The 22,859-nt window shown below is 44.3% G+C and carries 18 protein-coding genes; 11 read left to right on the forward strand and 7 right to left on the reverse strand.

All coding sequences use genetic code 11. The annotated features are described in order from the left end of the window. Positions 1-8: 8 nt before the first annotated feature. The 8 genes from J4N43_RS08085 (at position 9) to J4N43_RS08120 (ending at position 9,807) form a co-directional block, all read left to right on the forward strand. Positions 9-1,181 carry a glycosyltransferase gene (locus J4N43_RS08085; RefSeq protein WP_017634933.1) on the forward strand — a complete coding sequence of 391 codons (1,173 nt, stop codon included), beginning with the start codon at positions 9-11 and terminating at the stop codon, positions 1,179-1,181. After that, positions 1,174-2,604: a lipopolysaccharide biosynthesis protein gene (locus J4N43_RS08090; RefSeq protein ID WP_186436821.1), complete on the forward strand. Its 1,431-nt coding sequence runs from the start codon at positions 1,174-1,176 to the stop codon at positions 2,602-2,604. Before J4N43_RS08085 ends, J4N43_RS08090 begins: the two co-directional genes overlap by 8 nt. Beyond that, positions 2,601-3,965, forward strand: a complete 1,365-nt coding sequence (locus tag J4N43_RS08095) for an O-antigen ligase family protein (protein WP_005377645.1) — start codon at positions 2,601-2,603, stop codon at positions 3,963-3,965. The genes J4N43_RS08090 and J4N43_RS08095 overlap by 4 nt, the downstream gene beginning before the upstream one ends. Before the next feature lie 115 nt (positions 3,966-4,080). After that, complete coding sequence (locus J4N43_RS08100; RefSeq protein ID WP_053350561.1) at positions 4,081-5,205, forward strand: glycosyltransferase; 1,125 nt, start codon at positions 4,081-4,083, stop codon at positions 5,203-5,205. Beyond that, positions 5,202-6,635, forward strand: a complete 1,434-nt coding sequence (locus J4N43_RS08105; RefSeq protein WP_005377649.1) for a GumC family protein — start codon at positions 5,202-5,204, stop codon at positions 6,633-6,635. The genes J4N43_RS08100 and J4N43_RS08105 overlap by 4 nt, the downstream gene beginning before the upstream one ends. A 221-nt stretch (positions 6,636-6,856) precedes the next feature. Beyond that, positions 6,857-7,975, forward strand: a complete 1,119-nt coding sequence (locus J4N43_RS08110; RefSeq protein ID WP_053350562.1) for a glycosyltransferase — start codon at positions 6,857-6,859, stop codon at positions 7,973-7,975. Further along, positions 7,968-9,158, forward strand: a complete 1,191-nt coding sequence (locus tag J4N43_RS08115; protein ID WP_042522924.1) for a glycosyltransferase family 2 protein — start codon at positions 7,968-7,970, stop codon at positions 9,156-9,158. Before J4N43_RS08110 ends, J4N43_RS08115 begins: the two co-directional genes overlap by 8 nt. Before the next feature lie 10 nt (positions 9,159-9,168). Then, entirely contained in the window at positions 9,169-9,807 is a 639-nt protein-coding gene (locus J4N43_RS08120; RefSeq protein ID WP_053350563.1) for a sugar transferase, read from the forward strand. A gap of 19 nt (positions 9,808-9,826) precedes the next feature. Here the strand turns inward: J4N43_RS08120 and J4N43_RS08125 are convergent, their stop codons facing one another. The 5 genes from J4N43_RS08125 to hrpA form a co-directional block, all read right to left on the reverse strand. Next, on the reverse strand, positions 9,827-10,216 hold the full coding sequence (locus tag J4N43_RS08125) for an ATP-binding protein (protein WP_005377656.1): 390 nt from the start codon (positions 10,214-10,216) through the stop codon (positions 9,827-9,829). A gap of 126 nt (positions 10,217-10,342) precedes the next feature. After that, positions 10,343-11,923 carry a BCCT family transporter gene (locus tag J4N43_RS08130; RefSeq protein ID WP_053350564.1) on the reverse strand — a complete coding sequence of 527 codons (1,581 nt, stop codon included), beginning with the start codon at positions 11,921-11,923 and terminating at the stop codon, positions 10,343-10,345. A gap of 362 nt (positions 11,924-12,285) precedes the next feature. Continuing rightward, entirely contained in the window at positions 12,286-12,801 is a 516-nt protein-coding gene (locus J4N43_RS08135) for an outer membrane beta-barrel protein (protein WP_005377661.1), read from the reverse strand. A 199-nt stretch (positions 12,802-13,000) separates the two neighbouring features. Next, positions 13,001-13,480, reverse strand: a complete 480-nt coding sequence (locus J4N43_RS08140; RefSeq protein WP_021033871.1) for an outer membrane beta-barrel protein — start codon at positions 13,478-13,480, stop codon at positions 13,001-13,003. Positions 13,481-13,662: 182 nt separating this feature from the next. After that, positions 13,663-17,649 (reverse strand): ATP-dependent RNA helicase HrpA, encoded by a 3,987-nt coding sequence (gene hrpA / locus J4N43_RS08145; protein ID WP_172677732.1) that lies wholly within the window; start codon positions 17,647-17,649, stop codon positions 13,663-13,665. Positions 17,650-17,834: 185 nt separating this feature from the next. Here hrpA and J4N43_RS08150 point away from each other — a divergent pair, with 185 nt between their 5' ends. Further along, the gene (locus J4N43_RS08150) at positions 17,835-18,419 is read left to right on the forward strand and encodes an FMN-dependent NADH-azoreductase (RefSeq protein WP_025766683.1); all 585 of its coding nucleotides are present in this window, start codon (positions 17,835-17,837) and stop codon (positions 18,417-18,419) included. Between the two features lie 94 nt (positions 18,420-18,513). On the opposite strand, the gene J4N43_RS08155 is transcribed toward J4N43_RS08150, so the two are convergent. Both J4N43_RS08155 and J4N43_RS08160 read right to left on the reverse strand, forming a co-directional pair. Continuing rightward, entirely contained in the window at positions 18,514-18,903 is a 390-nt protein-coding gene (locus J4N43_RS08155) for a hypothetical protein (protein WP_228009997.1), read from the reverse strand. 62 nt (positions 18,904-18,965) lie between these two features. Next, entirely contained in the window at positions 18,966-20,270 is a 1,305-nt protein-coding gene (locus J4N43_RS08160; protein WP_053350566.1) for a MipA/OmpV family protein, read from the reverse strand. 235 nt (positions 20,271-20,505) lie between these two features. Between J4N43_RS08160 and J4N43_RS08165 the strand changes: the two genes are divergently transcribed. Continuing rightward, positions 20,506-20,856, forward strand: a complete 351-nt coding sequence (locus J4N43_RS08165; protein ID WP_005377676.1) for a VC1380 family protein — start codon at positions 20,506-20,508, stop codon at positions 20,854-20,856. Positions 20,857-20,865: 9 nt separating this feature from the next. Beyond that, positions 20,866-22,806, forward strand: a complete 1,941-nt coding sequence (locus J4N43_RS08170; protein WP_017634943.1) for an alkaline phosphatase D family protein — start codon at positions 20,866-20,868, stop codon at positions 22,804-22,806. Positions 22,807-22,859: the final 53 nt, after the last annotated feature.

Here is a 22,859-nt window from a genome sequence, read left to right on the forward strand (position 1 = left end):
GCCCGGTCATGAAACGTGTATTGATGTTCGACGCCATCCCAATGCAAGGTGGATCCAAAATCGCGAATGCAGAGCTCCTTAAGCAGTGCGATAAGCTGAACGTGATTGGTTATCTACTCACTACAAATCCAGAGCATTGGGCGTCACTGCTTAGTGATACACCGCGTGTGCAAGTTATAAAAATAAAACCATCACCATTTAACTCGACTCATGGCCTGACCTACTGGTTGATGAACGCTTACTACTTTCTCCAACTTCTCTACGCGTGCATGAAGCTGCCAAAAATAGATAGCTTTTTGGGCCTATCTTGCCCAAGTAATGATATGCCTTTGTACTTACTACGATTAATTAGCAAAAAGCCTGTGGTACAGATGGTTCATGGCCCTATTGGACGATCGAGATCTGCTGGCTACTGCTTAGTAAAAGCATCGGCAATTTACTACTTGGCAAACACCCGCGAATCAATGGTAGAAGCATTACAGGCCTACCTCAAAACAGAGAAGCCAGCCACCGAACGCTATTGGTGTGGTTTGAATACATCTACGTTTGTTAATGGATTATCGAAAGATCGCTGGCCAAAACAAGCGAATCCGATTTCAAGCCGCGTTTTCTGGGCAGCTAGCTTACTAAAATGGAAGAACATCGATCTTTTGCTTGATGCTTTAACACTTGATGAGTCGAAAAAGATCAAATCCACCGTGTGTTACATCAAACCTAACGTGGCAGGTGTGGAATATTCAACACCGGACTTCAACACACAAGGTGTTGAATGGCATGAGTGCCCAAACAACTTAGATGAATTGCGTTCACAGTGTGGTGTGTTTGTTTCCACCAGTATCAACGAACCTTTTGGGTTATCTATTTTGGAGGCTCTCGCTGCAGGTATGTGTGTCGTCATTCCACATGATGATAGTTATTGGGACCGCGTGTTAACTCACGGCCGAAATTGTATTAAATACACGCCTAACAATGTGGCTTCGCTACACAACGCAATTCGCCTTTTGAATGAATCGCCGTGGATGAAAGTAACGATGGGTATCGAAGCACTTAATGTTTCTCAACTATACACAGCCGAACGTTGTTATTTGCCAATCGCCCAGCACCTTGCTGCCGAAATTGCTACCAACAATGATTGCACACTCAAGACACCGCGAGACATCAAAGGATATGATCATGTCTAAAGCAATGACCAACATGACGCTATTTGCTATCGCCTTAGTGATCAATAAAAGCATCAGCCTAATCATGCTGCCTGTATTGCCCCACTTTCTCTCACCAGAACAAATGGGCAAGCTTGAGCTTCTAACAACCTTTGGTGTTGTTACGACCTTGTTTGTCAGTTTCGCTTTGCATGAAGCGCTTTATCGATTCGTCGGCGTTGAAAAGGATCAAAATACGCGCACAAGCCTACTAAACCAGCTGTACTCACTTGCTTTACTCATCGCTGGCGTCGTCGCTCTTAGCTTGCTCACTATCATTTTAATCGCCCCCATTCCCGCGCCTTTTGCGCGAGTCGAATTTGCTATTGTTATGTTTGCCATCGTTCTAGAAGGCAGTATTGCAATCGGCACTGCCTGGTTAAGAACACAAGACGACAAAGCAAGAACACTGCTTAACGTCATGGTCACTACCACCATTTTTCAGGTCATTTTTATCGTCGCGGCGCTGTCTGTTCATCCCCATGTTATTTCTGTTTTGTGGGGGGGCTTGTTGGCTGCTATTACTCAATTTGTTTGGCTGCACATCATTAACCGTTACAATGTCACCCTTCCTAAGCTGACATTGGCAAAACAATACCTAAACTACTGCCTACCAATGATGATGGCCGGTTTAGTAGCATTTTGTCTCAATGGCGCTGAACGCTGGTTCATTGGTGCCAACACTTCTCTTGCGACGTTAGGGATTTACGCGATAGCGGTAAAATTTGCAGTGGGCATGTGTATTTTAGTGCAGCCGTTTGGCATGTGGTGGATGCCACGTCGATTTAACTACTTAGAAGGGCGCAAGAGCACTGAAGCAGTGCGCATCACACACTTAGGTATGATTTACATTACAGGTTTGAGTGTAGTGGTCGGCACATTAGCAATGGTGATGATCACCTACTTACTGCCAGAAACCTATCATGAGGCGGTACTATTCAGCTTATTCTTGCTACCTATCGCCATGTTAAAAGAATGGAGTGAGTTGATTAACATCTCCATTTTGTACAAGCGTCGTACTCGCTGGCTACTGGGTATAAATGTCGTCTCTGCGTGCGTTGCGATTGCTTTGCTGTTTGGCTTATCTTCTCTGGGTATTTATGGGGTGTTCATTGCGCTTTATTACGCACAACTGTGTAAGTTGGGCCTGACTTATGTAGTAGGCCAACAATGTATGACGTTGCCTTTTCACCTCAGTCTGATGGTTTTATTACAGATTATATCCGGTGTGGCACTGTTCCTGCTTCACTCTTCACAATCAATAGGAATCGCCATCGCAATTTGCATTTTGACATGCAGTTTGCTGGCAGGGATAGCCACTCGCTACATGAGTAAAGAGACGCTCAATGCTCTCACTCGATACATAGTGAAACGGCGTGGACAGGTGAAGAGATACTCGTTATGAATGAAACCAAGGTGAGAACAAAACAGTCCATCGCAGCACTGACGATTACAGTCTGTATCGGCCTGCTTTGGATTGTTATGCCTCATCCCATTTTGATTGTTGCGTTGTGTTTCGCACCACTCGCGTTACTGTTTGTTCTCAATCAAACGTTTTGGCTTGTCACACTGTTCGTTATTTTTTCATTCTTTCGTATTCACGAAGCCTTTCCTGTTATCTATAACTTCAAGATCCCATTACTGTTATCATTGGGGGCACTCGCCGCACTCGCTTTTCACCTTCTTATAAGCCGCCAGATTACAGCTTTTTGGCACCCTTCATTAAAGTGGCTGTGTATATTTTGGGGTCTGGTGATCATCGGAATCATATTCGCTTCCAGTCGTGATATCGCAATAACGGTGTTCAAAAACACCTATTGGAAAATCATCATTATGACGTTGGCCATCACCTGGCTTATTACTAAACCTTCACAGCTCGCACAGATGTCAAAAGCAATTATTTTCGCCGGATTATTGATTGGCTTAGTGGCATTACAAAACGCTGCGAATGGCATTGATTTGGTTGAAGGGACGCGCGTGTCGATAGGACGATCCATAGGTTCAGTACTTGGCGATCCTAACGATTTGGCACTAGTGCTGATGTTTCCCCTTGCCTTTACCGTTAGTCAATTGATGGAGAAGCATTCCCCCAAGCATCTCAGGCTCTTTGCCCTTATCACCTGTTTGGTTTTGTTCTTTGCGATCATTGAGACGCAGAGCCGCGGGGGGTTACTAGGTTCACTGTCTGTATTTGCCTACTTTGCTTTTAAACACATCAAAAGCAAAACATTAGTCTTGGTATTAGGCGCTATCGCAGCGATCGTACTCTACGCATTCGCTGGTATTTCAGGACGAGAATCGGGGGGAGCCGCTGAGGATGGTATAGATGCCTCTGCGATGGGGCGACTTTATGCGTGGGAAGCGGCATTTAAAATGGCGCTGCATCACCCGTTGACTGGCGTAGGTCTAGATAACTTCTACTTTAATTACTATTTCTACAGCCCACACTGGGATGGTATCAACCACGCCGTCCATAGCACTTGGTTTGGCGTGTTAGCAGAAACGGGTTTTGTCGGGCTCGCGGTGTTCATTACTTTAATTGTGTCATTGATCCGCACCTCTTTGCATTCCATCTCATTGTTGACACCAAAATCAGATTACACCCTCTCTGTTGGTGCAAACGCCGTGTTAAGTGGGCTTATCGGTACCATCGTATCAGGTACGTTTCTGACTCAAGGTTTCACTTGGCCAATTTACATTCTAGCGGCATTAACAGTTGTCGTTAGCCGAATTGTTCAAAGTGACTGTCAAAATGAGAAATCCTAGTTTCAAACATAAACAAAACCCATAACTCACTGTTTTAAAATGGCTAATTCCTTGGCACGCATTGTGATTACTCACTTAATTAGTAATCAAATAACCAAGACTCAAGGAGAGCCACATGACGGACATCGTAGTATTTGGAGAAGATTTTGGTGGGTTACCCTCTTCCACTCAGCATATTGTCAAGCGACTAGCAGCGAACCATCGAATCCTTTGGGTGAACTCCATTGGCCTTCGTCAACCTAAGCTGGATTCTAAAGACATACAGCGTGCGTTAAACAAACTCACTCGTGTATTTCATAACGTAGGCTCACACAAGCCAACATTGGACTCTGAAACAAACCCAAACATTCACATCATCAACTTGCTCACCATTCCTGCCCCTAATTCTGCATTAGCAAGAAAAGTGGCCGCTAAGATGATGAAACACCAACTCAACAAACAATTACAAGCTCTTGGTTTTGATAAGCCTGTATTTTGGACGTCGCTCCCGACTGCTGCCGATGTTTGTGCAGAAATGAACCCACGTGGACTGATTTACTATTGTGGCGATGACTTTAGCGCTTTAGCTGGTGTTGACCACGACACGGTAACAAAGCACGAACGTACTCTTGTTAATGCGGCCAACGTTATCTTTACGGCAAGCGATACGCTCTCCACCAAGTTTCCATCACATAAAACCGTCACTTTGCCTCATGGTGTCAACGTTAGTCTGTTTTCTGAGCCAGCACCGAAGGCCAAAGACTTGCCTGACAACGGCCGCAAAGTGCTGGGCTTTTATGGTAGTTTGTCTGAATGGTTAGATTACGACTTAATTGCCCAAGTCGCAGACCAAGCACCTGACTGGGATCTGGTTTTCATCGGCCCCAACGAACTCAGTGACAATCCGCTACCTCAAAGAAGTAACGTTTACTATCTCGGCCCAAGAGCTCATCACACTTTGCCAAGCTACTCTCAACACTGGGACGCAAGCTGGTTGCCCTTTGTTAATAACGCTCAAATCAAAGCGTGTAACCCCCTCAAGCTTCTTGAGTATTTGGCAACGGGAACCCCCGTTATTAGCACGTCGTTTCCTGCATTAATGCAGTACAAGCATATGCTCCACATAGTTCAAAATGTCGAAGATGTATGCGCCAGTCTCGATCACCTGATACCACCCCCGGCAAACTCAAAGCAATATGTTCAACAGCAAAGCTGGGAAGCAAGAGCCAACCAAGTTGAGAAATTAGTGAGGACGCTATGAACGATTTGAGAGAGAACCTTAGTGTATTACTACATGGCGCTTGGCGACGTCGTTACATGATCGTTATACCAATGCTTGTCTTACCGGTGCTGGGTTTCATCGTAAGTAAGCTGGTTCCGACGACTTATGTTGCTCATACCAGCATGCTTATTCAAGAGACAGCGAAAATGAACCCGTTCCTTCAAGATCTTGCCGTCTCAACAATGCTTAAAGACCGATTGAGCGCACTCAGTACTCTGCTAAAAAGCCGACACGTTTTGTATTCTGTCGCAAAAGAACAATCGCTGATCAATGACGAGATGAGTGCAAAAGAGCAAGAGTTCATCATAAAAGATCTTGCGTCGCGCCTGTCTGTTCAGCCACTCGGTAAAGACTTCATTCAAATTCAATTGCAAAGTGGTAAATCAGAAGGAATGGAGTCGATGCTGCTCTCTGTCAGAGAGCATTTTGTCGAACAGCTTTTGGCTCCTGAGCGTTCTTCGATTAAAGATTCGAGCCATTTTTTGACTATCCACATCAACAAACGCAGGGAAGAACTAGACAAGGCAGAGCAAGCCTTTGCAGAATATAAAAATACTTACTCAGACGCGACGCCCGAAATGCAAGCTCAAAGCCTTACTCGCCTTGCTAGCCTCAAACAAACGCTAGCCGAAAAGGAGGCGGAGCTTGCTGGTGTTTCACGAAGTCTAGGCAGTTTGGATCAACAACTATCCAAAACGAACCCGGTTATCGGTAAACTGGAAGAGCAAATCATCGACATTCGTAGTGAACTTACCCTGCTTCGCGCTAAATACACAGAGGCGCATAGTTTAGTGCAAGGTAAGTTGCGAGAATTAAACCGGTTGGAGCAGGAACGCTCGGTACTCTTGAACTCTAAACAACCAGAACTAAACAGTGCTCAACTATGGGATATCGCGAGCAATACCACAGTAAACAGTCTTGGCGAAGCACAGCCTCTACTTGTCTCCCAACTACATCAATTACAAATGATGCGCGGACGTTTTGAAGCACTTACGGAAGAAACCAACAGCTTGCGAGACATGATCCAAGAATTAGAGCGAAATGCGCACCAATTTGGGAGCACAGCGACAGAAATCAACCGCTTAGCTCGTGACGTCGCAGTGAAGAGAGAAATGTATGATGAACTCGTCGAACGCTATGAGATGGCCCAACTAACGGGTTCTTTGGGAGAGTTTGAAGAGAATAAGCGCGTAAAAATCATTGATGAACCGTTCACGCCAACGATTCCAACTAACTTACCTAGTTTTGTATTTGTCATTTTAGGATTTATTGGTGGCGCTGGTTTAGGCATTGGATTAGCGACGATACTAGAGTTAGCCGATAACTCTATCCGCTCTAAAAGAGCATTAGAAAAACACCTTGGTGTTCCTGTCATCACCACTTTACCTAACGTAGTGTACGGAAACTAACCGCCATAAGAACTCATTTACAAGCACTCGGTCGGCGAGTGCTTTTCTTTTACTACTGCCTTATACAGCCTCATAGCATGTCCACTAATATGAATCTCAAATTGAGAATAAACATAAAGCCTCACAAGCATCAATGTTAACCTATTGTTTTTAAATGATTAATTTTTTGGCACGCAGTCTGCAACTCCTAAATAAACAAAGAACTCAACGAGGGTTTGAAAATGGAATTCAGACAAAAACACAATAACACTAAGCACAGCAAAAAAGTGATATTACACGTCGTGCAACACTTAGCTCCTGGTGGTTTAGAAACGCTCGTACTAGAAATGCTTCGTTTTGCGCAGCCAAACCATTCCGTTTTTGTCGTGAGCTTAGAAGGAAGCAAAGAACATGCACTACAAGGCTGGCAAAAACTATTGCCCTACCAAGGCCAACTGCACTTTCTTAATAAGAAACCTGGATTCAGCGGAAAAACCATCAGTACGCTGACTTCCATGCTCAAAGGACTTAAGCCTGACGTGGTCCACACCCATCATATCGGCCCACTTCTGTATGGTGGTATTGCTGCACGTTTAGCGCACGTACCTGTAGTGATTCATACCGAGCACGACGCATGGCACCTTAATAACAAAAAATCAGCTCGACTGCAGTCCCTACTGCTAAAAATGATTCGCCCGCAAGTAGTTGCCGATGCTAACTTTGTCGCCCATCAAATACAGACTAAGTTAAAGTATCGCAAAGTTTGTACTATCCATAACGGGATTGACTGTCAGAAGTTTAAAAGCGGTGACCAAACGGCAACAAGACACTTGTTTGAACTTCCAACCGACAAAATCGTGATTGGCGTTGCCGGGCGTCTAGAAGCAGTTAAAGGCCATAAAGTGCTTATCGAAGCATTCTCTCATCTTACGCCAAACACACACCTAGCCATTGCTGGAGATGGTTCTCAGCGAGCTCAATTGGAAGCACAAGTTAGAACGTTAAAACTTGAAGATCGAGTAACCTTTTTAGGCTTGGTCGACGATATGCCCAGCTTTTACCAAAGCCTAGACTTGTTTTGCTTACCATCACTTCAAGAGGGATTTCCTCTCTCAACCCTCGAGGCTCAAGCATGTGACATTCCTTGCGTCGCGACGGATGTTGGCGGCGTGAAAGAGACGCTCTGTCCGAACAACAGCACACTGGTTGAAGCAAATCGCGTGTTTTCGTTGGCCGAAGCGTTATCACAGCAACTGGAATCATCACACCGCTCTCCTCGAACTTTTATTCTCAAACACTTTGATATCAGAGACATGGTGAGTCGCTACTCACGTTTGGCCAAGGAGGCTAGCTATGAATGATTTACTTTGGATTATAGGGTTTGGTTTATCCGCGTTTTTGATTGTCTATCATCACGTTGGGTACCCACTGCTCCTTAAGTGGCTTCCTTTAAAACAGCAAGACGAAACCAAAGCACCATTTGTAGAGCGAGCTTACAAAGCCTCCAAAACAGACAGCCAGCTACCCTCTATTACTGTCATCGTGCCCGCCTACAATGAAGAACAATGGATAGCAGAGAAGATCCGTAACCTTGCGAGCCTAGACTACCCGAGGGATAAATTAAGAGTAGTGATCGCATGTGATGGCTGCACAGATAACACAGCCGAGATTGCTCAAGCGACAATTCAAGAAGCAATCTGCTCTGATACTCTGTTCATTATTAATGATCACCAAGTCAATCGCGGTAAAGTTGCCCTACTCAACGAAGAAATGCGTCATGTTAGCTCGGACATTACCGCACTGAGTGACACGTCGGCATTGATTTCTTGCGATTCTCTATTGCTAGCTAGTCAGCATTATCAAAATGAGAACGTTGGAGTGGTTAACGCAACATATCAAATAATGAGCACTGATAACCAAGGTGAAGCGGCGTATTGGCAATACCAGTCTCGAGTAAAGCACCAAGAATCTTTGTTAGGTTCAACGATTGGTTCCCACGGTGCGTTTTACACTTTCAGAACTCACTTATTTGAACCACTGGAAGTTAGCACCATTAATGACGACTTTATTCTCCCTATGAGAATCGTTTTGCGAGGCTATAGCGCTATTTACGAGCCAAACATGCTGGCTCTTGAACTAGAACAGAGCTCAGACAACGCAGATTTCAAGCGGCGCCTAAGAATTTCAGCGGGTAACATGCAGCAGCTCATGCAATTAAAGAAATTACTGCTACCTCGTTATCGTGGCACTGCCTTTGCTTTTCTATCGGGAAAGGTTCTGCGCTTAGCAACACCCTATTTGATGATTGTTTGCTTTATTTGCTCACTACTACTGGCACACAATCCGCTGTTTCAAGTAATGCTGTCCGCACAAGTTGGTATTTATAGCATCGCGCTTATCACTTACTTGATGCCAGCACTTAACACAATTAAACCTTTTAAGCTGATTAGCTACATCGTCATTGGTCATCTCGCCAACTTTATCGGCGGTATGAAGTATTTACTCGGAATGGAAAATGGACGTTGGAAACGCGTCAACCAATAAGGAAAGCATCATGAAAAACTCACGCTACGATTCAAATGTATGCCACGCGAAAAGAACGTTTGATGTACTGGTTGCAATGCTTATTTTGGTCGTCACTGCACCACTTTTCCCATTTATCGCGCTAGCTATAAAAATCACATCGAAAGGCCCAGTGCTCTATCGTCAACTGCGTGTTGGGCGCTGTACACCAGAAAAAATGGATCTTTTTCAAATCATGAAGTTTCGCACCATGTATATTGATGCAGAGCAACGCTCTGGCGCAGTATGGGCAACTGAAAATGATCCCCGCATCACGCCAGTAGGACGCTTTTTACGCAAAACGCGTTTAGATGAACTACCTCAACTGTTTAATGTGTTGAGAGGTGAAATGTCGATGATTGGGCCGCGCCCAGAACGCCCAGCTTTCTACCAGAAATTGGAAGATGAAATCCCCTATTTTGTAGAGCGCACATATGGCGTGTTACCAGGTATCACAGGCTTAGCTCAGGTTAACCAAGGCTATGATGCATGCATTGAAGATGTAAGACGCAAAGTTGGGTTTGACCACAGTTACGCACTAAGCTTAGGTTCGTTTTACTCTTGGATTTCAATGGACCTTTCAATCATGAGCAAAACATTCGTTGTGATGATTGACGGACGAGGTCAATAACTTCCGGTTCTGGTAACGGTCATTCTTGCCACTGGCGTCGCATCTTTTCTATCGTCGCTGGTGGTACATCATGAATGCTTTGATACGCTCCGTGGCACACTTTAATTTCCACCTCGATGCGCTTCTTCATGCAGTAGTCCATGTAACGCTTCATCTCCCAATGTCGAACAAACGTATTGCTCACAATCACGACTCTCCCTTTGTTCAACCACTTTCTAGTTTGCTGAAAACACCACTCATGCGCTTGAGGTAATTGAACTGGTTCAAAGTGATAATCACCTTCATCATTTTCAAAATACATGTCAGCTTCAAAATGCTTAGCACCAAGCTCTATCGCTAGTTGTTTTGCTAAGGTTGTTTTACCTGAACCCGGAAGTCCACGAATAAGAATGAGTTTAGCCAGTGACATAATGCAGTTTAATGAGGTGGGAATAAGCCTAAACTGTAACGAAATTATTGGAAAAGAAAAGTAGAAATAAAAAATGCCGAGCACATTAGGCTCGGCATTTAAACTCAATCATGGATCGTGTTGTATTTATTTGTAAGCTGGCAGTTCTGTTCTTAACCCTTTCACCAAACTTACGCACATCAACAGCAGAACAAAAGTAAACGGTAATCCTGTTGCAACAACACCTGATTGCAATGCTTGCAGGGCTTCTTTACCACCAACCCAAAGCATTACGGCTGCAATTGCACCTTCAATACACGCCCAGAAAATGCGTTGCGGTACTGGTGCATCAATCTTACCACCGGCGGTAATACTATCGATAACCAGCGAGCCAGAGTCTGACGATGTAATAAAGAATACCAGAATCAGCACGATAGAAAGCATTGAAATCACTGAGCTATACGGAAGCGCATCGTAAACATGGAACAGAGTCAATGAAATATCAGTTAGGCCATTTGCACCTAGCTCACCAACTTTATTCACCACTTGGTCAAGCGCGATACCACCAAACACAGACATCCAAATCAAAGTAACAACTGTAGGAATAACGATGACTGCGAATAAGAATTCTCGAACCGTACGACCTTTAGACACACGCGCGATAAACATACCAACAAACGGTGACCAAGATACCCACCAAGCCCAGTAGAATACCGTCCAGCCGTGCATCCAAGTTTCATCTTCACGACCGTGAGGGTTACTCAATGAAATAATATTTTCAATGTAAGCCATTGTTGTGTCGCGTAGCGAGCTCCACGCCGTATCAAACGTGATGAAGGTAATGAAAATAAGCAGCGCAAACGCAACCACCATGTTGACGTTACTCAGTAGCTTAACACCACCATCAATACCACGAATTACTGATAGCACCGCGATAAAGGTAACGAAGGTGATCACAATCATTTGTGTACCAATGCCGCCTTCTAGACCAAAGACATGGTTAATACCACTGGTCGCCTGCTGAGCACCTAGACCTAGCGACGTTGCAAGACCAAATAGCGTCGACAAAACGGCAAGGATATCAATAACGTGACCTAACCAACCCCATGCACGGTCACCAAAAATTGGATAGAACGCCGCGCGCAATGAAAGTGGTAAACCTTTGTTAAAGGCAAAAAACGCTAATGCTAGTGCAACGAGTGCGTAAATACTCCAACCATGCACACCCCAGTGGAACATAGTGGCACCCATCGCAAGGGATTTTGCTTCTTCGGTGTATGGTACTGCGTTAAGTGGCATTCCCCACCAATCAGTGAAATACGCGGTCGGCTCAGCCACACTCCAGAACAGAAGACCAATACCCATACCCGCGGCGAAAAGCATCGACAACCAAGAAACGGTTGAGTGATCCGGCGTTGCTTCTTTGCCTCCTAAGCGGATTTTACCTAGCGGAGAAAAAAGAAGAGCAACGGCGAACAATAAGAAGAAGTTTGTCGACCACATAAAGAACGCATCAAACTGTTCGATAATTCCGTTTTTTAGACCGTTTAATACGTCACGAGCAGTGGTTGGCTCAACAAGAAGAAGTGAAATCAGACAGAAAACAACGAGCCCCGCACTAATGCCAAAAACCGGGTTATGTATATCGAATCCCCACTTTTGAACGTTATCCTGTCCAACCTGATAATCGGTTGTATCAATACTATATTTTTTAAATGCATTATCCATAAATACAAATTTAACGTGAATTTGAAACGCCCCTCAGGTGAGAAGAACTCCAATACCGCCCTCCATTAATTTGAACTCTAAAGTTTTAAATCGGGACGAATTTTAGCAACAATCACATATTTTTGCAAAAAGTCGTGATTTATTGCATTTTAAGCTCAATTCGAGACAGATGAAGGGGAAATAATATCAACACAAAAATTATGAGGTCTAACGATTGATTTTGTCGTAGGTTGTAGACTAGAAAAGACACAAGAAATACTTAAGTTCATAGCCAGTCACTGCGCAAATAGAGAAGACCTGCGCTGATTTGGTTTCACAATTAACGACGAAACCAAATCAGCAAACCTTTCATCCAGCGAGCGTTATAAGAAATGGAAGGTGATGTTCCCTGTTACGCTGCTAACGGTATCGCTATCGCCTTCAATATCCACGCCAAACGCTTGATAACTCGCGCCCACAGACACATTGTCAAGCAAGAAGTATTCGGCACCAACACCATACATATAAGAGACGCCATCATCTTTGTCTAAGTTTCTAAGTCCACCGTCATAATCAACGTTGAATGCATTGATGCCGCCTTTTGCGTAAACGTGTAACGGGCCGAAGTCGATACTAGGTTTCGCCGCTAAATAGAATGAATCAAAATCAGCACTACCCCTGCTGCCACTCAAAGATAAATCCACTTTGCCGTGGTTAAAGTAGCCTGCCTCAATGCCAATGAATGGCAAAATACCAGTACCGACATGAATACCATAAGTTGTATCATTTTCGCTGTCGATATCGGACTGACCAATTTGGCCACCAGCGTAAATCCAAGAGTCAGCCATTGCTGACGTTGAGCACAACGTTAGAGCGAATAACGAGAGTGTTTTTTTCATACTATCCCTTCCTGATCGATTCCTAAGCGAAACATTATGCAAATATGCGCATTTAATCGCCACTATATATTGGAAAGCATAGGCATTTTAAGACTCTAAAAGTGAATAATTTATGTTCAACTTTTGTTTTGTGACTTCCAGACAAAAAAACACCGACATAAAGCCGGTGTGTTTCATATGGTGTTAGAAAGCTTGACGCTTATAGGAAATGTAGTGTTGCGTTAACAGAGAACGTGCTGATATCGTCTTTACCAGCAGTGTAGTTCATGTAGCTAGCACCAACAGACATTGGGCCAAAAATGAAGTACTCAGCACCCACACCGTACATTAGGTCCAAATCGTCATCGTCTTTGCCGCCTTTCACTTTTTTGTCCCACTGATGGAAACCACCTTTTGCGTACACGTGTAGCGGACCGAAGTCGATGCTTGGCTTAAGTGCTGCGTAGTAAGAAGTTAGCTTAGTGTCTTGACCATTTACGTTGAACTCACCGTGTTGTGTTACACCAGCTTCAACACCAATGATAGGTAGAATGCCTGTACCAACGTGAACAGAGTATGATGTGTCCGTCTCACCTTTGTAGTCAGACTGACCTACTGTTGCACCACCGTAAATCCAAGAATCCGCCATTGCCGCAGAAGATGCGCCAAGTAGCGCCACTGCTAATAGAGTTTTTTTCATCATCTACCTTTACTCTTTATTATTCCCACGTCTGCATAACTCAGTCGTTGGTACTACAAATAAAGGGAGGCGAACTATTGCCTCCCAGAACTAAAAAATAATGCTTATTGAGTTACTAGCAATTAGTGTACCAGCAACTTCTTAAGCGATAATTACAAATCTGACACTATTTTACTGGTTGATTAGCAAGCATCAATCGCGTTTTTGACTCGTTTATCAGAAACAGGATAAGGAGTGCCTAATTGTTGAGCAAAGTAACTCACGCGAAGTTCTTCAATCATCCAACGCACTTCTTTTACATTTTCAGGAATGGCCACACCTTTCGGGATCTTGTTCAGCAACTCTTTATAGTCTTGAGTCACAGATTCAATCTTCAGCATATGTAAACGATCTTTGTTTGGATCGATTGGCAACTTCTCCATACGGCGCTCTATCGCGCGCATGTAGCGAAGAATATCCGGCAAGCGCTTCCAGCCACATTCCGTTGCAAAGCCTTTGAAGATCAAGCCTTCAATTTGTGCTTTGATATCGGACAGAGCAAACGCCATTGTGAAGTCGATCTTGCCTTTTAGCTTCTTATTGATGCTAAACGCCGTGGTCAGAATAGTCTCAACCTGTTGAGCAATCTCTACAACGGTGTCACCCAATTCAGCACGAACGTGTTCTTTCAACGCTTCGAACTTCTCTGGCTCCCAAACTAAACCACCCTGCTCTTCAATAAGCTTATCGACACCACAGGCAATGCAGTCATCTATCAGATCAAGCACTTTGCCGTATGGATTAAAGTACAGACCCAGCTTCGATTTGTTCGGTAAGTTGGCGTGCAAATATTTAATTGGCGACGGCACATTCAATAAAATTAGGCGACGCTGACCAGCACGCATTGCCGTTATCTGCTCGTACTCTGTTTCGTAGAGTTTGATTTCAACGCTGTCTTTGCTATCAACAAGTGCCGGATACGCTTTTACATCGTAGCCGCCACGTTTTTGTTGATACACTTTCGGCAATTCGCCAAAACTCCACGTATGCAGACCTTGCTGTTCGATATCGTCATCCGCAACTTTGGAAAGCGTTTCTTGAACTTTGTCTTTCAAACTTTCTTTCAGTTCATGAAGGTCTTTATGTTCCTTCAGTTTACGATTTCGATGATCAACCGCACGGAACGTGACTTTCAAGTGCTCAGGTACTTGTTCCAAGTTCCAGTCTTCACGCAGTACCTCTACGCCCGTCATGCGTCGCAACTCTTTCTCCAATGAATCTAACAGCGGCGCTTCCATTGGCGTAACGCGCGCTAAGAATGCATCGGCATAGTTCGGCGCAGGCACAAAGTTCTTACGAATTGTCTTTGGCAACGATTTAATCAAGCTAACCACAAGCTCATGGCGTAAACCTGGGATCTGCCAGTCAAAGCCCGCTGGTTCAACTTGGTTTAAAATCGGCAACGGCAAATGCACTGTGACACCGTCACTATCATCGCCTGGTTCAAATTGGTAGCTCAATTTGAGCTTCAAACCATTTTGATGCCAGAAGTTCGGGTAATCCAAATCGGTCACATGGCTAGCATCACCCTTGAACAGCATCTCTTTTTCAAAGTTCAGCAGTTCCGGATTTTCTTTAGATGCCTTTTTCCACCACGTATCGAAATGCTTACCAGACACCACTTCGGTGCCAACGCGTTGATCATAGAAATCAAACAACTCATCATCATCCACCAAGATGTCACGACGACGAGATTTATGCTCAAGCTCTTCCACTTCTTGCAGAAGCTTACGGTTTTGCTTAAAGAACGCGTGTTTGGTTTCCCATTGACCCTCAACCAATGCACTACGAATGAAGATTTCGCGACTTACGGTCGAATCGATACTGCCGTAGTTGACCAAGCGTTTCGGTACGATTGGTACGCCGTAAAGCATCACTTTTTCGTGCGCCATCACCGCAGCGCGTTTCTTCGACCAATGTGGTTCGCTGTAACTACGTTTAATAAGGTGTTTAGCTAACGGCTCAATCCATTCTGGCTGAATCTTTGCGATGATACGACCCCAAAGTTTTGAGGTTTCCACCAACTCAGCAGACATGATCCACTTAGGCTGTTTCTTGAATAGACCTGATGCAGGGAAGATATGGAAACGAGCATTACGCGCGCCTTGATATTCATTCTTTTCTTGGTCTTTCATGCCGATGTGCGACAGCAAACCAACCAAAATGGCACTGTGTACGCCATGGTAAGAAGCGGGCTCATCGTTAAGCTTGAACTCCATCTCACGCATCGACTGATGAATTTGGAAGTACACGTCTTGCCACTCGCGAACGCGCAAGTAGTTCAAATAGTCTTGCTTACACTGTTTGCGGAACTGATTGCTAGACAAGGCTTTTTGCTGCTTTTGGATGTATTCCCACAAATTCACAAATGTCAGGAAGTCCGACTCTTCATGGAAGAAGCGACGATGTTTATCGTCTGAAGATTGTTGTTTGTCGGAAGGACGTTCGCGTGGATCTTGAATCGACAAGGCAGCTGCGATGATCATCACTTCTTTAAGCGCACCATATTTTGGCGCTTCCAATACCATACGCGCCAAGCGCGGATCGATTGGCAAACGCGCTAATTGGCGACCAATGGAAGTCAGGCGTTTTTTCGGATCTTTTACCTCAGAGTTAATCGCACCAAGCTCTTCCAGCAAACGCACGCCGTCTTGGATGTTACGTTTATCCGGTGCTTCCACAAACGGAAACGCTTGAATATCACCCAAACCAAGTGCCGTCATTTGCAAGATAACCGACGCTAGATTGGTACGTAGGATTTCAGGATCAGTAAACTCTGGGCGTGACTCAAAATCTTCCTCTGAGTACAGACGAATACAGATACCCTCTTCCACACGACCACAACGACCTTTACGCTGGTTCGCACTCGCCTGAGAAACTGGCTCGATTGGAAGACGCTGAACCTTAGTACGGTAACTGTATCGACTGATACGCGCCGTACCCGGGTCGATAACGTACTTAATGCCCGGAACAGTTAGCGAGGTTTCTGCCACGTTGGTTGCCAGTACAATTCGGCGACCAGTGTGAGGTTGGAAAATCTTATTCTGCTCACCTGCCGACAAACGCGCGTAAAGCGGCACAATTTCCGTGCTCTTCAGATTACGTTTGGACAATGCATCTGCGGTATCACGGATTTCACGTTCACCGTTCATGAAAATCAGGATGTCACCTAAACCTTCATCGCACAGTTCATCTACCGCTTCGAAGATGCCTTCAAGCTGGTCACGATCATTGTCGTCATCACCGCTTAGTGGGCGGTAACGTGTTTCTACTGGGTAAGTACGACCCGATACTTCAATGATTGGTGCATTGTTGAAGTGTTTTGAGAAGCGTTCTGGGTCGATGGTTGCCGACGTGATGATCACTTTCAAATCAGGACGACGTGGCAGCAACTCTTTCAAGTAACCCAAGATGAAATCGATGTTAAGGCTGCGCTCGTGCGCTTCATCGATAATGATGGTGTCGTATTGATTCAAGAAACGGTCATGCTGAATTTCAGCCAGCAAGATACCGTCCGTCATCAATTTGATTTGGGTATTTTCAGAGATCTGATCGTTGAATCGAACCTTGTAACCAACAAACTCACCAAGCTTGGTTTCCATCTCTTCGGCAATACGGTTAGCAACCGAACGCGCTGCAAGACGACGAGGCTGAGTATGACCAATCAGACCAAATTTACCGCGACCAAGCTCAGCACAGATTTTTGGTAGCTGAGTGGTTTTACCAGAACCGGTTTCACCCGCGACGATAACCACTTGGTTTTCTTCGATCGCTTTCGCAATATCGTCGCGTTTTTGGCTTACAGGCAGGATTTCTGGGTATTCAATCGTTGGTTTGTAGTTGCTGCGCTGCTCTGCAACCATCATGGATTTTGCGATGTCTAATGCGATTTCGTCGAACACAGCATTACGCGCTGCGTCCTTCTTAATTTTGCTTGCACCAGAAATACGTTTACTCAAGCGGAAACGGTCGCGCATCATGCACTGATTCAGCGCTTTACGCAGAGATGCAGCACTATTCACTTGAGCCTGAGGTGTTTGAGCTTGTTTCGCTGTCGCTTTTTGCGCACCATTTGACGGTGTCGCTTGCTCTTCAGCTAGATTCTTTTTTGGGGGCTGTGACGAAGTCAAAGCGTTTCCTATTCTTTTCATTACAAAAACTGCGCGGATTGTATCACACAAGATCTGTAACAAGATAACCGAAAGCTCATTCAATTTTTTCGAACATGTTCAGCGAATCGCTAGGCTTTTGAACTCACTTACGTTGCTTATAATGGCTCCCATAGTCGAAAGCACTTATTTAAGGAATAACCATTATGTCTCGTGTACTAGCTCTAAAATCAAGCATCCTTGGCGATTACTCTCAATCAAACAAATTGGTTGAAGACTTCATCAAAAATGTAGACCAAGACAAGCTTACTGTTCGTGATTTGGCTGCAAACCCGCTACCTGTTTTGGACTTCGCCGTTGCGACTGCACTGCGCGCTACGGAAGATCTTTCACAAGAACAGCAAGCGGTAGTCGACTTGTCTGACACCCTTATTGAAGAAGTAAAGGCCGCAGACACTTTGGTTATTGCCGCTCCAATGTACAACTTTACCATCCCGACTCAGCTTAAAAACTGGATTGATTTGATTGCTCGTGCAGGCGTGACATTCAAATACACAGAAAACGGCGTTCAAGGTTTGATTGAAGGTAAAAAGGCGATTGTAATAACGACTCGTGGTGGTATTCATAAAGATTCACCAACTGACAACGTTACGCCATACCTACGCACTGTGCTGGGTTTTGTAGGAATCACTGATGTGGAATTTGTTTACGCAGAAGCGCTAAACATGGGTGAAGATGCGGCTGCAAAAGGCATTTCAGAAGCGCAAAGCCAACTTGCAACAATGGCGTAAGTTAGAATAAACCAGAATACAAAAGGGATTGGTTCGCGCCAATCCCTTTTTGGATCCTGATGCCTTGATCGTATTTATAGGGTCTCTTACATCGTCAAAAACGATTCACTTTCTCCAAGTTGCGTATTGCATCGAGGTAGACTTTTTCTAAAGACCGCTCAGCTTCGCTTATCATATTCTCGATCATCGCATTAAACGCGACATCGCTACGGATTTCTATATTGTCTCCCGCCTTAACGTCAAGAGAGTTGACGTACAGCACCAACCATTCATCGCCCTCCAAGTGCCCTTCTCCGTGAATGGCAAAAAAGCGTTTGGCAAATTCAGCGTTGGTACAATTTATCGCTTCAATTTGAAGATTGAATGAGGAGTCGATACTCATGGTGCTTATGCCATCCGATTCATCAGATGCATCACAAACAGCCTTAACTCTGGCACGATATACGAAATTTCTCGTTGAAAGCAGCATAGTATTATTCATCATTACTCATAATGGGCGATAAATAAGTCAGTTGCAAATCCGACCTATATGCATCTCGTGATGCGCTAAAACTCGAACTGGAAATAAATAGTATTGTAGTTGCTCCCACCTTTAATTCGCCCAAACTGCGAAGCGCTTTCAAAAATCGCCGAGCGGTGATGCAATGAATAGCCCACCCACATATTGTTCCAGCTCTTTTGGTTGAAGAGATCGCCTACATTGACATCAAACGAGAAATCTAGGTAGTTGAGCAACTTGCTTGGTGTATAACCCTTGTCTTCCATTTCTGTGCCTTCAATATAGGTAATGCTATCAATGTATGACACACCTTCCGCTACACCAAATCGCCAAGTCGTAGGCCAATTAACCGTATAATAAGCCTTAATCGCCATGACGTATTCTGTGCTCGTAGACTGAACACTGGACGACCAGTGATGAACCAACCCTGGCGTTAAATAAATATCAAGAGGAAAACCAAACAGCTCATCCGTTAATGGATGCCCATAAAACAATGAAGTAAGTTGATTGTCGTATGGGTCTTTTTCTCTCTCAAAGCTAAATATTTCACCGATGTTCGAAGGCGTCGCCCAACCATGCGCAATACGTAGATATGCTTTATTGCTCAGTGTCGGTTTCGGAGCTTTGCTTTTATCGTTGAAAAAGCCAAAACCGACAAACACTTCTCCCTGATATCGATCTTCTACAAGCTGACTGTTGTAGGCGTTATCATCTAAGCGAGTAACACTCGTCTCACCCAGTAAATACAAATTTGAAGTTACATGGTAACGCGCTTTAATACCAAGATTGGTGTCAAGTCCAGCTCCAATTCTCTCGCCAGTAATATCCTTAAAGGAGTAATATTCACTATTGAAATCAGCGTCTTTGTATCGAATCGTAATCGATGGCTCTAATTCCCAATCCCCAAATACATAATTGGCAGCAAGGCGGTAATTAGAGTGAAACTGGAGTTCGTCGTCCGTCATCAACTCTACTTCTGCGCGCCAATTGTCGTTAATGCTATAACGCACTTGCCCACCGAAATCGACTCTGTCCCCTTCATTAGCATTTTGTAGCGACATGGGAATATCGACAAATCTCAATCGCATGAGTGCGCTCGCACGCCAGTCGGAATCACTCTCATTATACAAAAAAGCGCCACCTTCAATGCCATTGATATACACATGTTCGTTTTCAAAGAACATCATTGGTACAAATGTACTCACCGTAGAGTCATTATCGGCGGTATAAAACGGAATCGATGCTGTGCGATACATCGCAGCAATCCCCCACGTTTGTTCTTCTGCACCATGCGCAGAAGAAACTACCGCAGCTAAAGGTAAAGCGAGTGTTGTTAGAATTAATCTCTTCATGAGTTCGAAAAATGTTGGTTGAGAAGCAGGCAAACATCAATGATTTGCCATTAAAAGCTTATGTTCTGCTGATGATAGCCGTTACAATGGCAAATGTTGTCATCCTCGTGACAGTTTGAGTCCCAAGATCATATTAATATTGCACGACTAGGTGAGCTTGTTTGCGAATATTTTACCATTACAACAAGCGCTTAAACTCTAGCTTAGGTCTAAATCAAACATAATGAAGTAAAAAGTGAAAGCATCAGAACTCATCTCTACCTTGAATCATTTACCCGCAGACACAGACCCAGACATTGTGATGGGAGAAGCATGGCTGCCAGAGAGGTTGATAGGGACTCAACTCGATGGTGACATGTTGTTTTTGCACTTTGATAATGCACCAGAAGATGGTCAAGGTGACGAAGAAGGGCGTGGCTTCGTCGAACACGAAATCGACCTAATTAGAACTCGGCTTCAGCAAATTTTGGATGAAGACAGTGATAACGCGTCAAAAGCCGATGCGATGCTTGGTTTGTTCCTTATGGGACATGAACTTAGTAGCTCGCAAGTTATCGAAATATTAGAAGAAGAAGCTGACACATAAGGAGCCGTTTTGCCAGCATTGATGAACACGACTGAAATTTCTTCACTTCCTCTTGTCGTTGCAGGTCCGATCCTACGTAAAGTGACCGCAACTGAAATCAATATTTGGCTAGTCACCACCCAACGCTTGGAGGGTATGGTGCAAATTACGGATGAAAATGCCTCCATCCTTTATCAAGCCCCTTTAAGTGAACAAAAAGAACAGCTTCAAATCGGCCTCAATGCGTGGTGTTGCTTACTTAAATTAGAAGGCGAGTTTCCAACCCATCAAGCGTTACGCTATCAAATAAAAACGCAATATGGCTTAGTGACGGAACTGCTCCCTCACCTGACTTATGAGCGAGATAATACGCCAAACTTGGGTATTGAGTTCCTCGTTAGTGAAAAAGCGGATTATCTCTTACATGGCTCTTGCCGTAATCCCCATCACTTCAGTGATGATACATTGGTCGCTGCGGATCATAAAATCGCGTCTCAATCCATTGAAGAAAGACCAGATATGCTCATCATGAGTGGTGATCAAATCTATGCAGACCATGTTGCAGGCCCCACTCTCGATGCCATTGAGCAAGTCATAGCTTTATTGGGCTTGCCAGGCGAAGAATTCGATCAAGCTCCGATAAAAAATACCAATGACCTCTACCAACACCCTGCTTGCTATTATGGTCGAGATAAATTGTTGCCTCATTATGTGAGTGATGACAGTTTACTAAGTAAGTTTTTTCCACACCGAGGGACACCAATATTCAGCGCCAAAGAGTGTGAGAATCACCTAATAAGCTTTGCTGAGTGCTTTGCAATGTACTTATTGGTTTGGTCTCCGACCTTGTGGAAGCTTGTTCGAACGGATCGTTTATTAGAAAACGAATTTACTGTCGGCGGAGAAGTTCTTGAACCCAAATGGCAGCAGCAATGGCGCGAAGAAAAAAAACAAATTGATAAATTCGTCGCAGGTCTGGACAAGGTTCAACGCTTACTCGCTCACATTCCAACCTATATGATTTTTGATGATCACGATGTCACCGACGATTGGAATCTCACCATAGGCTGGGAACAAGCCGCATACAGCAACACGTTTGCAAAACGCATTATCGGTAATAGCTTGATTGCTTACTGGCTTTGCCAAGGTTGGGGAAATGCGCCAGAAAAATTCAATGATGAATTTATGAGCCTCGCTCAACGCTTTATCGATGAGCGAACCTCGCAAACCCAAGATGCATTTATTCAATATTTGTATCGCTTTGAGAATTGGCACTACACCATTCCTACGACACCAAAAGTTGTCGTGCTAGATACACGAACCAGACGCTGGCGTTCTGAGTCTAAAATGAACAAACCTTCTGGCTTAATGGACTGGGAAGCGATGATTGAGTTCCACCAAGAACTCGTGCACCAAGACAAAGTTGTTATTGTTTCTGCCGCGCCAATGTTTGGTGTGAAATTTATCGAAGCACTACAACGTGTGGTGACCATGCTTGGTAAACCATTGATGGTTGATGCTGAAAACTGGATGGCTCACCCCGGAAGTGCGAATACTCTTATTAGTATTTTCACACACACAAAGACACCAACTAACTTTGTTATTCTCTCTGGCGACGTACACTACTCTTTTGCATACGATATTAAGCTCCGCTATCGAAAAAACAGTCCGAATATCTATCAAATCACCTGTAGTGGAATTAAAAATCAGTTCCCTACACAACTGCTCAATATTTGTGATGGCCTAGATAGACTGCTATACAGCCCTCGCTCACCTTTAAACTGGTTCACAAAACGTAAACGACTCAAGATTTACAAACGCGCACCAAGTACGCACAACTTTTATCGCTTGGTTAACCATAGTGCCATTGGTGAGCTACGTCTTGATGATGAAGGCAAACCAAGTCAAATTAGTATTCTGACGAGTGATGGTGACGAAGTTCATTTTCCACCGACACGTGCTGAAAGCTGAGTATCAATCCCAAAATGACTTGCCCTTTGTAAGAGGCAAGTCACCTTGAACTA

Origin of the sequence: Vibrio sp. SCSIO 43009 (genome assembly GCF_023716525.1) — a bacterium.
In the GTDB taxonomy this organism is placed as follows: domain Bacteria; phylum Pseudomonadota; class Gammaproteobacteria; order Enterobacterales; family Vibrionaceae; genus Vibrio; species Vibrio alginolyticus.